This window comes from Thermoanaerobaculum aquaticum, from assembly GCF_000687145.1.
Lineage (GTDB): Bacteria > Acidobacteriota > Thermoanaerobaculia > Thermoanaerobaculales > Thermoanaerobaculaceae > Thermoanaerobaculum > Thermoanaerobaculum aquaticum.
In genome coordinates this window covers 1-16,822 of the sequence record NZ_JMFG01000015.1, presented here as the reverse complement: position 1 = coordinate 16,822, position 16,822 = coordinate 1, and the positions used below count along the sequence as shown (strand labels likewise).

The following is a 16,822-nucleotide window of genomic DNA, read 5'->3' as shown; positions in this document are numbered from 1 at the left end:
CTAGGTTTCCGCCAGCACTTTTCCCAGCGGTTCCTTCAACACTGCCACCCGCCAGCGTCTCTTTAAGCATTCAAACCATGCCTGGTCGTTTGCCGGGCGGCGATCCGCCACCGCTTCCAGGCTTGCCCGCGGTGCCAGAAAACCCGGGTCCAGGGCCAGTGCCTGCGCCACCTGGTCGCGAACGGCTCGAAGTTTCTTCACCAGGCGCTCCCTGGCTTCATCCGGGCGGGGACGGAGGCTCGCGGGCGGGAGCGTCACCTCTGAAGCCTGAGCCAGCACCTGCAGGATCGCCGCTCCCCACCGCCGGGCCACCCGCGGTGGCATCCCTGGCGTTTGCACCAGCTCCGAAAAATCGGAAGGTGGGTTCAGGGCCAGCCGCAATAGCAAATCCGAAGGCAAAACCCGAAACGGGGCCACGTCCAGAGCCTGAGCCACGCTTTCCCGCCATTCCCACAGCACCTTGAGTCGTCCCAAAGCCTCTGCGGAAAGCGCCCTCGCCCCTTTGATGCGCAAAAAGGCCCAGGGGTCCGGGTCCGGGGGCTGGTAAGCCACCTGCTCCAGCGCTTGGCATTCCTCTTCCCACCATTCAAGGCGCCCCAAGGCTTCCAAGCGGGCTTTGAGCCTGGTAAGAAGTGCCTCCAGGTAGCGGGTATCGTCCACGGCGTAGCGCAGCATTTCCGAAGAAAGGGGGCGGACTGCCCAATCGGCCCGCTGCTGGGATTTGTCCAGCTCGAACCCCAGCTCCTTTTTCACCAAAGCCGCTAGGGAGGTCTGCGGTTCGCCCAGCACCTGCGCCGCGGCTTGCGTATCCGCCAGGTTTCGAAGGTGGAAGCCAAAGTCCTTTTGCAGCATCCGCAGGTCGTAGTCAGCCCCGTGGAGCACTTTGAGAGTTTGACCATCCGCCAAAAGCTCACCCAACGGAGCCAGCTCCTGGGGGGAAAGCTTTAAGGTATCCACCACCGCATGGCGCCCGGAAAAGGAAAGCTGCACCAGGCAAACCTTTGGGTAATAGGAGTGAAAGGAGTCGGCTTCGCTGTCCACCGCCACCACGCCGGCGGCCCTCGCATCCTTACAGACCTGCTGCAGCCTCGCCGCCGAGTCAACCCAGAGGATCACGTCGTTGCCCACGGCGTGGATGGTAGCACCGGGTTGGAAGCAATCGCGAAAAGCTTTGCGCTTACTAATGGCGCGCGGAAGCGGCCGCTAACAGCGCTTCCAGCAGCCTCTTGGCCAGCCACTGAGGATCGGCGTCGCCCAGGGAAGGCACCGCCAGCACGGCTTCCGGGTATTCCTGCCAGGGACGGAAGGAAGCCCCCTGATCCCAACCCACGATGAGCGGTCGCCAGCCAAAGCCTGCGCCTTCGGCCATTTGCCGGAGCTTGGCGAGCTTTTGCTCCTCTTCCGAGCTAGCCGAGGTGCGCACCAAAACCACCGCGTCGCAGCGGCCCAACACACCCGCCAGTGCGGCCGGCGAAAGGATGTCCGGCTGGAGCGCCAGAAGGTGCAGCCGGGCGTTGGGTCCCACCGCCACCGACCGCGCCAAAAGCGCCACCGGAAGCTCCGAGTTGTGAAACACCAGCTCCACCTGCTCCCCGCCCATTTTGGCCACCAGGCGCGTGGCCTCTTCGCTCCGCGCCGAAACCACCACCACCCACAAACTGCGAACCAAACCACCGCTGTCCCCGCCCCGGAAGCGCAGGAGGATTTCCGAAACCATCTGGCTGGCCCACAGATCCCCGGAGGACGCCTGGGACATGGAAATGGGCGCCAGCTCCACGCGGGGATACATGACCAGCACCTTGGCGGAAACCAGGTCCAGCACGACCTCCAGCACCAAATCGTCGTCCACCAGAAGGCGGGCCATGAGCTGCGGGAGCAACAGCGGCTGGGATAAAACCTCAAAGATTTCCCTGGCCAAGCCCGTGGCCGGAGGTTCAGCGCCCCGCTTGCGCCGCACCACCACATGGGCCGGGGCACAGGGCAACCTGCCCAGAAAACGCGGCAAGCGCTCGGCACGGCTCTTGGCGCGGTTTTGGAGGGCCTCAATGCTGGGCAACTGCAGCCGGTAAGTGGTCTCGCCGCCGCCGGTGTACTCCGCAAGCTCGAAAAAACCCTGCTGCCAGGCCAAGCAATCCAAAAGCCTCAACCTTGCCTGGTAGTCCAGGAAGCGCTGGACCTCGCCGTGGGTGAGGTTGGCCCGTTCGGTAAGCAAACGCTCAAGGGAGGTAGAGGAAGCGCGCCGCTCCTCCAGCAGCCTGGCGAGCTGTACTTCATCCAAGAGCCCCGCCGCCACCAGCATCTCCCCCACCGAGCGGCCATCCCCAGGGGAAAACACCATGGTGGGTTCGCCCCGGCGGAACACCAGCACCACCACCTGCCCGGAATCCAGCTCGCGCATGGAAAGCCGCAGGTCCCGCTTGGCGGCCCGGGCCGCGTGCAAAAGCACCGCCGGCGGCAGCACCGCCAGCGAACCGCTCACCTTGCGGGGAAGTTCCTCGGCCAAGTTCCGGGGCGGCCACAGCAAGCGTTCCTGTGCCATGCTCTGTTATGTTCCCACACCCGGCGGTCCAGCGCAACTCGGCCTTGCGTGGCAAACTAAGCCTATGGCGTGGACCTCTGTAGGCAAGCACAACCCCCGTGTGGCGGCGTTGCGCAGCATCGCTCAAGGCAAGGACGAGCACCGCACGCTGGTGGACGGTTTGAAACTCATCCGCGATTTATGGCGGCGAGGCCTTTCCCCCGAAGCGGTTTTTGCCTCCGAGGAGGTTGCGCAAGCGCTAACCCATGATCCCGAGCTTGCAAGTCTTTCGGCCAGGGTCCCCTGCTTCCAGCTCCCCGCTTCGGTGTTGGAGCGCCTGGCACCCACCCAGCACACCCAGGGCGTGGTGGCCGTGTTTCCAGTGCCTCACTGGGAAGAGCCTCAGGGGGACCTCATCGTGTACTTGGATCGCGTGCAGGACCCTGCCAACGTGGGCGCGGTGGTGCGGGTAGCCGCAGCGCTGGGGGCTTCCTCCGTGGTTTGCTCGCCGGGTTGCGCCAACCCCTTTTCTCCCAAGGCGCTGCGGGCCTCCGCCGGAACAAGCCTGTTTTTCCCCGTGCTTCGCGACTTTCCATTTACGCGGCTTCGGCACTGGACCAGCAACCGCTACAGCTGGGTAGCTGCCGCGGCTTCCGGTGGCACGCCGCTTTCGCAGTGGCAACCCCAGCGGCCGTTGGTGCTCGCTTTAGGCAACGAGGGCCAGGGTTTGGACCCCGAGCTTGCCGCTGGCGTGACCCATTCGGTAACCGTCCCGCTGGCCCACGGGGTGGAGTCCCTGAACGTGGCCGTAGCCTGCGGGATCCTCTTGGCCTGCCTCACCGGGGCTTGCCACACCGCCTATACTGGGTAAAGGAGGAGGAAGCCATGATCCGCCACCGTGACATCGAGCAACTGCAAAAGCTTTCTCAAGCCCCCGGAAACACGCTCACCGTTTACTTGGACGTTGACCAATCCAAACCCGCCAACCGCAAAAGGGGCTTCGAAACCCAGCTTAAGGACATGCTCAAGCAGCTCATCGCGCAACACCCCGGTGACGAGGAACTGGTAACCACCGCCCAAGAAGTGGAGGACATCGTCAAAAGGGTCGAACCCACCGGCAAAACGCTGGTCCTCTTCCGCCACCGGCGCCTGGGCTTTACCTTCCGCAATGTACTCAAGCTTGCCCTTCCCCCGGCAGCGTACTGGACCCGTGGGGCCATGCTCCGCCCGCTGGTGGAGGCGCTGGATGAGTACGAGCGGTACGCGGTGGTGCTGGTGGACTCCCAACGGGCCCGGTTGTTCACGGTGTTTCTAGGCGAGATCGAGGAGCACAAGGACCTGGTTTCCTTCATTCCGCCGCGCCCGGACTCCCCCTCCTCCGACAAGCTTCGCTCTCAATCGCGCATGGAGCGCCACCATGATGAAAGCGTTTCCGCCCATGTGAAAACTGTGGCCAAGGAGCTCTCCCGTCTGGTGGACGAGCTGGAGGTGGACCGCCTGGTTTTGGGCGGCAACAACGAAGTGGCCAACGCCTTGGCCCGCTTGCTTCCCAAGCGTCTCCAGGGGCGCCTGGTGGAAATCCTGCCTCTGCCCATCAGCGCCACTCACGAAGAAATCCTGCAGCGCACCGCGGAGGTTCAGGAGCGGCTGGAGCGGGTGGCGGAGCTGGAGCTGGTGCGGGACCTGCTGCGCGAGGTGAGGAAAGGCGGGCGGGCAGTAGCCGGGCTTCCCGCCACCTTGGACGCCGTGAACACCAAGCCGGTGTGGAAGCTGGTGTATGTCCGGGGTCTCTCGGTGGAAGGCCAGGAGTGTGGTGAGTGCGGGGGGTTGTTCACCATGGCCGAAGAAAAATGCCCGCAGTGCGGCAACACCCTGCACCACGTCAAGGCCTTTGTGGATCGCCTCAGCCACCGGGTCATTGAAGCCGGCGGCAGCGTGGAGGTGGTGAGTGGGCCAGCCGCCGAGACCCTGCGACAGGTGGGCGACATTGCCGCCATCTTGCGGGGCTGAACCCGGTTTGTACCCGGCCCAAAGCCTTTTGCAGCCGTAGACCGTGCCGTTTTTGTCAATTAAACTTCACCCGGCGCCGGAGTGGCGGAATGGCAGACGCCGGGGACTTAAAATCCCCTGTCCGAAAGGGCGTGCGGGTTCGAATCCCGCCTCCGGCACCACATTTTTCCGCCGTAATTGCACGGATTCCGCGTACCCTGGGCGCAGCGTTGCCGGTGTCTTAGAGACGTTCACTAAGCAAAGCGCCTTCCCTGAAGACACACATCACCCGCAGCGGCCGAAACGCTCGAAAGCACGTGGCAGCCGCAGCGGGTGTCGCCAGTAGAAAAAGGAATTAGCCTTCCAGCGGCGGCAGCGAGTAGAGGATGTACTCCCCCTTAAACGGCACCAGCACGACCCGCTCGTGGGCCTTCAGCACCTCCGGATCGGGCCAGGGCTTGCCGTCCTTGGTCACCGGGCGAAAACCCCAAGGCAGATCCGCCTCTTCCGGCGCCAGCCACTCGGGGAGGATGAGCTGAGGCGTTTCCTCTTCCTCCGAGATCAGCTCAAAAGAAACCTCGGAGCTGGGCTTGCGGTCCAAGACCTTGGCGCCAGCGGCGTCCTTTTGGGCCTCAGCCACCTGCTCGTCCACCAGGTCCATGAGGGCATCCCGGGCCGCTTCCAGGTACTCCTCGGGACCCTCCAGATCGGCGTACACCGCCAGGCGGTACACCTTGCCGTCCAGGGCATCGGAAGAGCCCAGCCAGGCTTCCACCGTGTTTTTCGGGTCGTCCTCGGGCTCCAGGGTCACGTTTTGCCCAAAAACCCGGTCCCGGGCGGCCAAACCTGCCAAGAGCTCCTGGGCGCTGGTCCCCGGCAGCTCGATTTCCCATTCGTGTTCAAGTTTTGCTGTCATCCTTCACTCCCACTCCAGCTCATTTCCGGCTAGAGATAGCGAAGTGTAGCCCAACCCATGCCCCAAAGCAAATTGCTGAGGAAGGTGCCGGGGCCAGAAGAGCACCCCTAGTGCAAGCTCCGCATTGGTTTTCCGAAAACCGCGCTGAATGGCAGCCTACCAGAGTTTTGAGGGTCGGAGTTAGAGATGGGGGAAGTCCAGGCGCTGGAGGGGTCGCAGGCGGATTTCCCGGCAGGCGATGGCTTCGGCGGCGGCAAAGGCGCCGGGGACCGTGGCCACGTAGGGGATACGGTGCTCCAGGGCACCCCGGCGGATGAGGTGCCCGTCCTGGTGCGCGCGGCCACCGGTGGCGGTGTTCACCACCAGGTGGATGTCGCCGTTGACCATGAGGTCCACCACGTGCGGGCGCCCCTCGGAAACCTTCCTCACCTCCCGGGGAGAAAAGCCCGCCTCCCGCAGCACCGCAGCGGTCCCCTTGGTGGCCAGCAAGCCAAAGCCTAGCTCCTGGAAGCGAGAGGCCAAAGCCGCCGCGCGGGGCTTGTCAGGGCCCGCCAGGGAAAGAAACACGTTCCCCTTTTTGGGCAAATCCAGGCCCGCTGCCAGCGCTGCCTTGGCAAAGGCCTCACCGAAGCTCGCCCCCAGCCCCATGACCTCGCCGGTGGAGCGCATTTCCGGGCCCAGAATGGGGTCAGCTCCCGGGAAGCGATCAAAGGGAAACACCGGCATCTTTACGGCTACCGCTTGCGGTTTGCCGTCGCCCAATCCCAACTGCTTGAGCTTGGTGCCACAGCAAACCCGCGCGGCTACCGCCGCCCAGGGGACGCCGGTGGCCTTGGAAACAAACGGCACCGTGCGGGACGCCCGGGGGTTGGCTTCCAAAACCCAAACCTGCCCGTCCTTCACCGCCAACTGCAGGTTCAAAAGGCCCACAACCTGGAGCTCGCTGGCCAAAAGCCGGGCCACCCGGCGAATTTCCGCTAAAAGTTCCAGCGACAAAGACGAAGCACCCATGACGCAGGAGGAGTCTCCGGAATGGATGCCCGCTTCCTCCACGTGCTCCAAAATCCCGGCAATGGCCACGCTTTCCCCATCGGCCACCAAATCCACATCCAGCTCCAGGGCCCGCTCCAGAAAGCGGTCCAAAAGCACCGGGTGTTCCGGCTCGGCCCGCAGCTCCCTCTCCCAAACGCTTCTCAGCTCGGCAGCCGAGTACACCACCTGCATGCCCCGGCCGCCCAGCACGTAAGAAGGGCGCAGCAAAACCGGGTAGCCAAGATTGGCGGCGGCCCGTTCGGCTTCCGCCAAGCTGATCACCGTTTCACCTTCCGGCTGATGCAGGCCAAGCTTTCTCACCACCGCGGAAAACCGCTGGCGGTCTTCAGCGAGGTGAATCGCTTCCGGAGAGGTACCCAGGATCCTCACCCCGTGTTGCAAAAGCGCCCGGGCAAGCTTGAGCGGGGTCTGGCCCCCAAACTGCACCAGAACACCGTGAGGCTTTTCCTGCTCAATCACTTCCAGAACGTCTTCCAGAGCCAGAGGCTCAAAGTACAGGCGGTCGGAGGTGTCCCAGTCTGTGGATACGGTTTCCGGGTTGCAGTTCACCATTACCGCGGCAAAGCCTTCCTGCCGCAGACCGGCCACGGCGTGGACGCAGCAGGCATCGAACTCGATGCCCTGGCCGATGCGCACGGGGCCGGAACCCAAGATCACCACCCGCGGGCGCGGGTCTTCCTCCCGCTCGTTGCAGGTACCGAAGCTGCCGTAGTAGTACGGTGTGGAGGCGGCAAACTCCGCAGCGCAGGTGTCCACCTTGCGGTAGCGTCGGCTCAAACCCTGAGCTCTCCGCAACGCCCGCACCTCCACTTCAGAAATGCCCGCCACCCGGGCAATGGTCCCATCCGCAAAACCCAACCGCTTGGCCTGCGCCAGCGCTTCGGGATCGGTGGAAGCCCTGGGAAGCAAGGTCTTTTCAGCCTCCACCAGAGAGGCAATTTTCCGCACAAAAAACGGGTCCCAGCGGCTGGCCTGGGCGACCTCTTCCACGCTCACGCCGCGCCGGAGGGCTTCCGCCACCGCCCAGAGGCGGTCCGGGTTGGGGATGCTGATGCGTCGGAAGAGGGCTTCGCTATCCAGAGCGCCAACGGAAGGTGGCGCAAGCAAATCGTCCCAGCCCCGCTCCAGGGACCGCACCGCCTTTAAAAGCGCTTCCTCAAAGGTGCGGCCGATGGCCATGGCTTCCCCCACCGATTTCATGGAGGTGCCCAGGGTGTCGGGAAGTTGGGGAAACTTTTCGAAGGCAAAGCGCGGGACCTTGACCACCACGTAGTCCAGCGCCGGTTCAAAAGCCGCCGGTGTGGAGCGCGTAATGGCGTTTTGGATTTCACAAAGCCGGTACCCCAGGGCCAGCTTGGCGGCAATGCGGGCAATGGGAAAGCCGGTGGCTTTGGAAGCCAATGCTGAGGAGCGGGAAACCCGCGGGTTCATCTCGATGACCACCCACTCCCCGTTTTCCGGGTTGACCGCAAACTGCACGTTGGCGCCGCCGGTCTCCACCCCCACCGTGCGCAAGCAGGTGGCCGCTGCGTCCCGCAGGACCTGGTACTCCTTGTCCGTGAGGGTGAGGGCTGGAGCTACGGTGATGGAGTCCCCGGTGTGAACGCCCATAGCGTCCAGGTTTTCAATGGAGCACACCACCACCACGGTGTCGGCCCAATCCCGCATGACCTCCAGCTCGAACTCCTTCCAGCCCTCCACCGAGCGCTCCATGAGCACTTCGCCCACCGGCGAAGCAGCCAGGGCTTGCCGCAAAGCCCCGGCAAACTCTTCGCGGTTGTACACCACGGCTGCCCCTTGCCCGCCGAGGGTGAAGGATGGGCGAAGGATGGCCGGCAGACCCACCAGCTCCAGGGCCCTCTCCCCTTCCGCCAGCGAATGGACGGTCACCGAAGGCAAGACCGGCAAACCCGCCCGGCGCATGGCCTCCCGGAAACGCTCCCGGTCTTCGGCGGTTTGAATGGCGGAAAGGGAGGCCCCTAAGAGCCGCACCCCCAGGCGGTCCAGCACCCCGCCTTTGGCCAGCTCCACCGCTACGTTGAGGGCGGTTTGTCCGCCCAGGGTGGGGAGCAAGGCGTCGCATTGCTCCTGTTCCAGGATTTGCGCCACGATTTCCGGGGTAATGGGCTCCACGTAGGTGGCATCGGCCCGCTCCGGATCGGTCATGATGGTGGCGGGGTTGGAGTTCACCAGCACCACACGCAAACCTTCTTCCTTGAGGGCCTGCACCCCTTGCACGCCCGAGTAGTCGAACTCGCAGGCCTGGCCGATACGGATCGGCCCCGCCCCCACCACCAGCACGTTGCGCACGTCTACCCTTCTCACCGCTTGTGCTCCCGAAAGGCAAGACACCTCTGCACGAACTGGCCAAAAACCCCCAACGCATCGTGGGGCCCCGGACCGGCCTCAGGGTGAAACTGAATCCCCTCGGCCCAGACCTCATGGGCCAGCAAGCCCTCCACCGAGCCATCGGTGAGGTTGACCATGGTCACCTGCACCTCCGACGGCAAGCTCTCCGCCGCCACCGCGTAGTTGTGGTTTTGCGAGGTAATCCACACGGCCCTGGTGCGTTCGTCCCGCACCGGATGGTTGGCGCCGTGATGCCCAAACTTGAGCTTGTAGGTGCGGCCCCCCAGCGCAAGACCCAAAAGCTGGTGCCCAAGGCAAATGCCAAGGATCGGAAGGCGCCCCAGGTTTTTCTCTAGCCACCGCACCGCGTGGGCCACCGCCGCCGGGTCTCCCGGACCGTTGGAAACCACCAGCCCGTCCAGGTCCTCAGGGATGTCGTCCAGACCACGCTTTCCCGGGATCACCAGCACTTCGGCTCCCGCCGCCACCAGCTCCCGCAAAATGGACGCTTTCACGCCAAAATCCAAAACGCCCACCCGCACCTGACCGGGGGGCACCCGCCGCCGCCAAGGACCCTCGGAAAAGCGCTGGATTTCACCGGTGCTCACCTCCTCCGTTAAATCCAAACCGTCGGTGGAACGGGCCTTGCGGGCCAAAGCTTGAGCTTGTGGGGCGTCCACCCCCGCCACCAACACCCCCGGCAGGCTGCCGTGCTGGCGCAGGTGAAGCACCAACGCCCGGGTGTCAAACCCGAAACCCACCGGCACCCCCGCTTGCGCCAAGAACTCCGGCAAGCTGGCCCGGGAACGCCAGGAGGAAGGCTCGGCCACCAGGTCCGCCACCACCAGAGCCGCCGCCCATACGTGGCGGCTTTCCCAATCCTCGGGGTTGGTCCCCACCACCCCCACGTGCGGGGTGGTCAACACCAGAATTTGCCCCCGGTAGGAAGGGTCGGTGAGCATCTCCTGGTAGCCGAACATGGAGGTGTTAAAAACCACCTCCCCGGAGGCTTCTCCCGGCCCATGCATGAACCCTTCGAACACACGGCCATCGGCCAGGGCTAAGTACGCTTTCTCCAAGGACCCCTACCCCTCCCAGTCGCGGGGAGACTACCGAAACTCCGTCTCAGGCACAACCCAGGGTCCCCAACCCACCGGGGGGCTAGGCAAAAACATCCTCCACCGGGGACGGTTCCGCTACAGCTTGCTGGGGTTGGGTCTTTGGTTGACAGTAGCCTGCTTCTCCAAGCAGAAGGTAGGCCTCTTTGTTGGCCGCCATAAAGCCCAGCTGAAGAAAAGCCCGCACTGCCATCACGAGCTGGTGGGCCAGGGCCACCGCGAAAATTCCAAGCCAATTGCTGACGGTAAACTCGGAGCGCACCAGGCCGAAAGCTCCGTGCAGGGCAACGACGGCCATGAAGAAAGCGGCATAGAGCGGGAAAAACAGCAGCGGATGCCGCAGCACCGAGCCCAGGGCCCGGAAAAAACCCCGCAACGTTTTTCTGTCCCCGTGACGTACCACGGCCATGCGCGAAAGCTCGTACGCTCCCCGCAGGGGCACGTAAAGCAAGGCAAACAGCAAGCTGCCAACCAGCACACCCACCACATCCCAGCGGGCATCGGCCTGATTTTCCGCAAGCTTGAAAAACCTCTGCATGACCACCCCACAAGCCCCGGCCGCCAGGGCGAACCCAATGAAAAACCAGAGAAAACTCCGGAAAAAAGGCCAGGCAAAATGCCGTATGCCGGTGAAGAAATCGCCACCGCGAGCGGCGCGGTCGCCGAATAACGAGGTGATGACGCCGGCGGAAAGCAGTACCTGCAATATTACCGTTGCAAAAAACGCCAAAGCCAGACCGGGACCAATCACCAACGACAGGTGGTTTTCCGGGCTTTTAGCAAAATCCTGCCAGACGCCAAACCACCGCCCCGCAATCACCTCCTGGGCAAACAAGGAATGACCCAGAGCGGGAGCAAGGCTTGCCCATGCCAAAAAAGAAAGCGCCAGAGCTCCAACGAGCGGCACCAGGTAAAGCACCAGCACCAGCTTGGGCCGCTTACTTGCCTGCCGCAAACCTTCGGAAAACACGTGAATGGATTTCATACTCACCCCAAAAGCCCCGCAAGGCTTAACACGTTTTGCACCCAAAACATGAGGTGCACCACCGCTTTGGCCACCGGTGTCCAAAAAGCTTCCACACACTTGCTGTTGTTGAGCCGGTTGCAATCCAAGGCCATGATATGATCGGGGTCTACTTCCGCGGAAACCAGCTCGGAAGGCGTGACGACTCCAATGACCGTCCACTTTTCCCGCCCGTCCCACCGGTGGCGCTGCCGGCTGCCATCGGCAAACACCAGCTCCACCTCCACCGGGTGCACAAACTCCCCCAGTCGTTCCAGCACCACCCGGGAACGGTACGGGGCTTTGTCTTCGCTGCCCTTCTCCTCCTTCTCGGCCGGTGCCAGCGTGGGCTCGCCGTTGCCAAAAACGTACCCCTTTTGCTTGCTTAGCTTTTTGCAGTCCACGCTGCGTACCCCGTAATCCAGGGCGGCCGGGGAATAAAAAGCTTGCGAGAAAAACCAGGAAAGGTCCTGCCCCACCGATTCCTGAAAGGACTTAATGAAATCTTCGCTGGATGGGTGGCGAAACTGCCACTCGCGGAAGAAACGCCGCATGGCCCGATGGAAAGCCGCAGGGCCCACCAGGCCCTCCAGGTTTTTGAGGGTCACAGCCGGCCGCGGGTAGGAATGAAAACCGTAAGTCCCGGGCCGAAACTTCCACGCTTCCCGCACCATGGGGTCGGAGTATTGCTCCGGGCGCAAAGGCGCGCGGTTGCTCTCGAAGGCCGAAACCTCCAAGCCCAAAAAACGCTGCTCCGCGCCGTACACCTCGTCCATGATGATCATGTCGTAAAAGCTGTTGATGCCCTCGTCCAACCAGGATTCTTCAAACTCGTTGGAGGCAATCATGCCCATCCAGTAGTTATGGCCAAACTCGTGAATGGTGACCCCTTCAGGCGAGCGAATTTCCCGAAAGAAAGGCAGGTTAAAAAGAGGGTGGGTGCCCAGGGTAATGAACGTCATGTACTCCATGCCGCCGGCCCCCATGGCGCCCCGGGGCGGATCCACCAGCGTAATGTGCGGGTAGGGATAAGCGCCCAGGCGCAGCCCGTACCCCCACATGGCCACCTTCACCGCCTCAAGGTACCGTTGCGCCTGGGCGCGGTTGGCCGGTTGCAGCAAGAGCGTAATGGCCACCGGAGAGAGGTTCAGCTCCTCCGGCGGCACACCCAAAAGCCTTGCCAGCTCTTGCTGTTTTTCTTTTGGCACATCCCGCTTGGGATCGAAGAAGTCCTCCACCACCACATAGCGCGGGTCGGCGGTCCAGGCAAAATCCGTTACCCCTTCCTGCACGAAGCGCGCAGTGACCCTGTCGGCCTCGACTTTTTCTTCAACCTTTCTTCCGGTAGCACCAATTTTTCCGGCGTAGCGGGCAGGCAAGATCACGGTCACATCGTAGTTGCCAAAATCGGCGTAAAACTCGCTGTGGGCGTGGTACTGATGGCAGTTCCAGCCGGCCTCTTTCCGTCCCCGCACACCAGCATCCTCGAAAACCGCAATTTTGGGAAACCACTGCGCGGCCAGAATGAAATCGCGGTGAATCCCGTTGCGGGCAAAAACCCGGGGGAGCCGGCCGTGGAAGTTGATCTCCAGCGCCACCGTTTCACCGGGTGGCAACGGCCCCGGCAACCGGTAGCGCACCACCGTGCGATCGTCGGGGTTGCCATCGTCGGGCTGCAGGAACTCTTCGGTTGGCTTTAAATCGTGGCCATCGGCGGTTTTGAGGCCGTCCACCACGATCAACCCCCACCCGTCCTTGGGCATGCCAATGTTCCGCAGCGATCCCCCGGACTCCCGGAAAAACGTGCTGCGGTCGTTGGCAAAGGCGTTCAAGTAAAGGTGAAACTGCAGCTCGTCGGTGGGCTGGCTGGCGGTGTTTTCCCAGCGCAGCATCTCCCTGCCCCGCAGGGTGCGGTCTTCGGGGTTCACCGTGACCTCCATGGTCACCTGGTACACCGGCGGCGGAAGGCGGTGCAATTCAAGCCCACCCTGCTGGGCTGCCACTGTGAGCAAAAGCCAAGCAACCTGGTGAAGCATGCGGTCCTCCTGGGGGTTTTTACGTTTTTGCTGGCCCCAGGGTTTTTGCCTTCTGGCCCCTGCCTTTACCCTCCAGCGTTTTTCTCACCTTCGCGACATCCGCACTTTGCAAAGCGCTGGGCTTTCGTGAGTATCATAGCCTTTGGGAGGTGCTCCCCATGCTCACCGACAAGACCTTAAATCCCCAGCAGCAGGCCATTCGCAAGGAAATGAGGGATTTCGTGAAGTCCGTGCCCCGGCAGCTGCTTTTGGACATGGACGCGGAAAAGGTGGTCTTCCCCCGGGAGTTCCTGCAGGAAGCGGGGCGGCGCAACCTTTTGGGGTTGCGCTTCCCGCAAGCTTACGGCGGTCGTGGTTTGCCTTGGACCGTGGAAATGGTGGCGCTGGAGGAAGTGGGGGTTCTGGGCACTAGCCTCGCTTGCCTGTGGTCGCTGGTTTCCATCGTGGGCGAGGCCATTGCGGTTTTCGGAACTGAGGAGCAAAAGCAGCGCTACCTGGTTCCCATGCTCAAAGGTGAGCTGGCGGTGGCCGAAGGGCTCACTGAGCCCCGGGGTGGCTCGGATTTCTTTGGCGCCACAACCACCGCTCGCCGCGACGGCAACAGCTTCATCCTCAACGGGCAAAAGCGCTTTGTGGTGGGTGCGGAAGGGGCGGATCTGTTTTTAATTTACGGGCGCCTGGCCGACGAACCCGACCCCAAGAAGGGGATGACCGCCTTCCTGGTGGAACGGGGGCCGGGCGTGGAGGTCCATCACGTTTACGGCCTCATGGGTACCCGCGGCGGAGGCACCGGCCGTCTGGTGTTTAGAGACTGCCGGGTGCCGGTGGAAAACGTGGTGGGAGGGGAGGCGGGGATTGGCCGGGGTACGGAGGTTTTCCATCAAATGATGATCCCCGAGCGGCTCACTTCTGCCGGTGGGGCCGTGGGCATGGGTCGCGCTGCCATCGAAATTGCCGCCCGCTACGCCCACCGCCGGCGAGCCTTCGGGCAAAAGATCCGCCAGTTTCAAGGCGTTTCCTTCAAAATTGCCGAAAGCCTCACGCTGCTCGACGCCGCCCGCGCCCTCAACCAGGGAGCAGCAGCAGCGGTGGATGTCGGCGAAGACCCCTCCCTGGTGCGGCGCTTGGTTTCCGAGGCCAAGATGTTTGCCACCGACACGGCCTGGACCGTCGTCAACCACGCCATGCAAATCCTCGGCGGCATTGGCTACACCAACATTTATCCGGTGGAACGGCTTCTGCGCGACGTCCGCCTCATTACCATTTGGACCGGCACCAACGAGGTCATGCGCGCAGTGATTCAGCACGAATTCTATCGGCAATTCCTCCAGCAAAAAACCGACGCCCGCGACTTGGAAGATGACGCCGCCGGCGCCCACTTTGTGGAGGAAAAAGTTTACGGGGACGAGGGTGCTTCGGAAAGCAAGCTGTAGTTTATGCACGGTACGCTTGTAAGCGGAGGTGTGGCGATACCCAGCCAAAACCCCGAATGTTCCGTCGCACCGCTTTTTTGCGCGAGGAGGTTTCCCAAGGCATCGTAGCTTGCTCCCGTGAGCCTGTTGGTCGCCGCATTCGTGTCAAGTGTCCGCTTGTCGTAGCCGATGAGGTTGCCAAAAGCATCGAAGGTTTGAACTTGTCACTGACCTCAGCTCCCGCAATTCGTGGTACCCGGGTTTGGCACTTTCAGCCAATTGCTCGCGAACCTCTTTCTCTGGGTCGCTCCGCGGATAGCCTTCTTCGGTATTCGCCCCCTAATAGCCGGAAAAAAGGAAACACAGGCACCATCACGCAGCCGTATGGCTTCGGTGCCGGCTCGGGATCTCTTGCGGTTTCGCCCGAAAAAATTGTGGAAAGGCACTCAACTACGGCATCCCTCAGCGAACACTCGGGATAATCCTCGGACTCAAAGCGAATATACCGCCCGCGCCAAAACACGGCAGCTGCCTCTCTTCCCACGTATAATTCGCACTCCCCCGATTTGGTAACAAAATGCCACCGTTTCAGAATAGGGGGGTGTTCGCCAGATTCATCCCACCACTCGGGCGGAGGGACATTTTCCACACATCCAACCTCTACACGAAGTTTCTCCGCTAAAGCTAACAACTGAGCATCCGGCACCGCGGTTTTCCCTGCCCAGTCCATATCTCCCCTCCAAAACCGCTAGACACAGGCACCACCTTCTACAGGCGGTCCAACGAGTGAGCTCGGCACGGAGCTGGAGCCGTGAGGGGTGGTTCCTGGCCCGCATCTTTCTTAATTAACCCTAAGAAACTTTACACGAGCCGTTTTCCACGTTCAGCCAAAAGCCCACCCCACCATGCTGCAGACATTCGAATGGCACGTCACCTTTCACCTCGGGGCGGCCGAACAGTGAACGAGAAAACAATCGGATCAGAGCATCCTTCCAGCGCAACCGCCACGTCCTCCGACCATAGAACTACTCGAAACTCAAAAGAATCGTTCGTAAAGTAGAGATCGTGAGCTAGCCCTGCCAGCGCCTCTATATTGGTAATGTCGATTCCATGAACCATCGGGACCTTGCCCTTGAGAAAGCGAGATAAAAACCGTTCATTGTCCTCCCTTTTCTTTGCCTCCCAGATTGCACGCGTAACACCGAACCACTCTATCAAAAGGCGAACAACTTCCGTGAGCGCAGTCTCAAATCCTTGAAAATGCTCTTCATTACTCAGGCGCCTAGCCCAACCAAAATCAAAGCTCCCTTGCGAAAGGATGTTCCTCATCTCCACCGCCATGGTCCCCCCCGTCTAAGCCAATCCAGCCAGTTGAAACGTCCTCGCCCAAAATTGGGATTTTTCGGACCAAAATGGTACCGTGGGTGCTTGCCCCCAGGAAGATATGGACCGTAATGAAGGTGAGGGTCCAGGTTTCCGTGTGGCGGGTCCACGGTAACATCCCACCTGGTTCCATAACCGCTGATTTCCAGCAACGCGAAAGGACCGCCAACGAGCGCTAGGCCCACCCAATAATCTCGGCCCAACCCCACCCAGGGCTCGCTCCTTCTGGCCACCTCCTGCAACACCGCCAACGTCTGCGGGGAGTTTCTCGAAACCCAGAGGTTCCCCCTAATCGGAGGCGCGAGCAGCCCTATCATCACATCGCTCGTCATTCGCGGCTCACCAAAACACGTGTCGCTGGCCACGTATCGGTCGATGTACATCTCCACGCTGGCAATCCACACCCCGGGAACCCCCACCCCCAGCCTCCCCCCGGGCCACGGCTTTTCAAACACGTCGACAAACTCGTGAAACGTCCGGCAATCAGGATCCTCCAAATCCCCGGAACAGTACCCGTCTCTCTCCTGAGAAACGTTCCCACCGCCCTCTTGCTGCGCCGCCAAACCCCACGGGTCCACGAAATTGACTGGGTTCCCACTTACTTACGCGAAAAGATTAAAGCTCTGCGGAGAAAACACATCCCCACGCACGAGGTCGGGGGAAAGGAACCTCGCCACCTGCGGGAAGTACCAGCGAGCGTGCAAGAAGTACAAATCATCGGTGTAGGTGCTGGCCGTGTCTTGATGCTCCAACTCGTACCCCGAAAACCAGCTCCCCGAAAGCCCCGTCGTGGCCGCAGGAAGACCAAAGGGGTAAAAGTCGTTCCTGGCTACCAGCTTCCCCGAACTGTCCGTAATCTTTCGTGGGCTGCTGACGGAATCCAAATGCATTTATTGCATCTCAAAAGCGTAACTGAAGACCGTTCAAGAAGATCTTTCCAACGCCCTTCCTCCCGCCAATGCAATATGAGAGACCCGCGTAAATCCTCGATAACGGAGAACGCGTTCTTCCTTTCGCGAAAATCACAATGGCACCCTGGCCTCAC

12 protein-coding genes and 1 tRNA gene are annotated in these 16,822 nt (G+C 61.9%); 4 read left to right on the top strand and 9 right to left on the bottom strand.

Annotated features, from left to right (window positions below):
- Complete coding sequence (locus tag EG19_RS05720; protein WP_038048537.1) at positions 1-1,128, bottom strand: ribonuclease D; 1,128 nt, start codon at positions 1,126-1,128, stop codon at positions 1-3.
- 52 nt (positions 1,129-1,180) lie between these two features.
- Positions 1,181-2,539 (bottom strand): DUF4388 domain-containing protein, encoded by a 1,359-nt coding sequence (locus tag EG19_RS05715; protein WP_038048535.1) that lies wholly within the window; start codon positions 2,537-2,539, stop codon positions 1,181-1,183.
- A 64-nt stretch (positions 2,540-2,603) separates the two neighbouring features.
- On the opposite strand from EG19_RS05715, the gene EG19_RS12530 reads away from it, so the two are divergent.
- The 3 genes from EG19_RS12530 to EG19_RS05700 all read left to right on the top strand — a co-directional run bounded on the left by EG19_RS12530 (position 2,604) and on the right by EG19_RS05700 (position 4,689).
- Positions 2,604-3,389 carry a TrmH family RNA methyltransferase gene (locus tag EG19_RS12530; protein ID WP_161685428.1) on the top strand — a complete coding sequence of 262 codons (786 nt, stop codon included), beginning with the start codon at positions 2,604-2,606 and terminating at the stop codon, positions 3,387-3,389.
- Between the two features lie 14 nt (positions 3,390-3,403).
- Positions 3,404-4,528: a baeRF10 domain-containing protein gene (locus EG19_RS05705; protein ID WP_038048532.1), complete on the top strand. Its 1,125-nt coding sequence runs from the start codon at positions 3,404-3,406 to the stop codon at positions 4,526-4,528.
- Positions 4,529-4,603: 75 nt separating this feature from the next.
- Positions 4,604-4,689 (top strand) — tRNA-Leu (locus EG19_RS05700).
- Between the two features lie 173 nt (positions 4,690-4,862).
- On the opposite strand, the gene EG19_RS05695 is transcribed toward EG19_RS05700, so the two are convergent.
- The 5 genes from EG19_RS05695 to EG19_RS05675 form a co-directional block, all read right to left on the bottom strand.
- A complete protein-coding gene (locus EG19_RS05695) occupies positions 4,863-5,423 on the bottom strand; it encodes a hypothetical protein (RefSeq protein WP_038048530.1) in 561 nt (186 codons plus the stop codon).
- Positions 5,424-5,603: 180 nt separating this feature from the next.
- The gene (gene carB / locus EG19_RS05690; protein ID WP_038048527.1) at positions 5,604-8,801 is read right to left on the bottom strand and encodes a carbamoyl-phosphate synthase large subunit; all 3,198 of its coding nucleotides are present in this window, start codon (positions 8,799-8,801) and stop codon (positions 5,604-5,606) included.
- A complete protein-coding gene (carA, locus tag EG19_RS05685) occupies positions 8,798-9,904 on the bottom strand; it encodes a glutamine-hydrolyzing carbamoyl-phosphate synthase small subunit (RefSeq protein ID WP_038048523.1) in 1,107 nt (368 codons plus the stop codon). The genes carB and carA overlap by 4 nt, the downstream gene beginning before the upstream one ends.
- Before the next feature lie 82 nt (positions 9,905-9,986).
- Entirely contained in the window at positions 9,987-10,928 is a 942-nt protein-coding gene (locus EG19_RS05680) for an efflux RND transporter permease subunit (RefSeq protein ID WP_038048521.1), read from the bottom strand.
- A 2-nt stretch (positions 10,929-10,930) separates the two neighbouring features.
- Positions 10,931-12,982 (bottom strand): M1 family metallopeptidase, encoded by a 2,052-nt coding sequence (locus EG19_RS05675; RefSeq protein ID WP_053334960.1) that lies wholly within the window; start codon positions 12,980-12,982, stop codon positions 10,931-10,933.
- A 158-nt stretch (positions 12,983-13,140) separates the two neighbouring features.
- Here EG19_RS05675 and EG19_RS05670 point away from each other — a divergent pair, with 158 nt between their 5' ends.
- Positions 13,141-14,415 (top strand): acyl-CoA dehydrogenase family protein, encoded by a 1,275-nt coding sequence (locus EG19_RS05670; protein ID WP_038048519.1) that lies wholly within the window; start codon positions 13,141-13,143, stop codon positions 14,413-14,415.
- Between the two features lie 909 nt (positions 14,416-15,324).
- Here the strand turns inward: EG19_RS05670 and EG19_RS05665 are convergent.
- Entirely contained in the window at positions 15,325-15,735 is a 411-nt protein-coding gene (locus EG19_RS05665; RefSeq protein ID WP_038048516.1) for a hypothetical protein, read from the bottom strand.
- A 644-nt stretch (positions 15,736-16,379) separates the two neighbouring features.
- Entirely contained in the window at positions 16,380-16,667 is a 288-nt protein-coding gene (locus tag EG19_RS05655) for a hypothetical protein (RefSeq protein WP_038048510.1), read from the bottom strand.
- Positions 16,668-16,822: the final 155 nt, after the last annotated feature.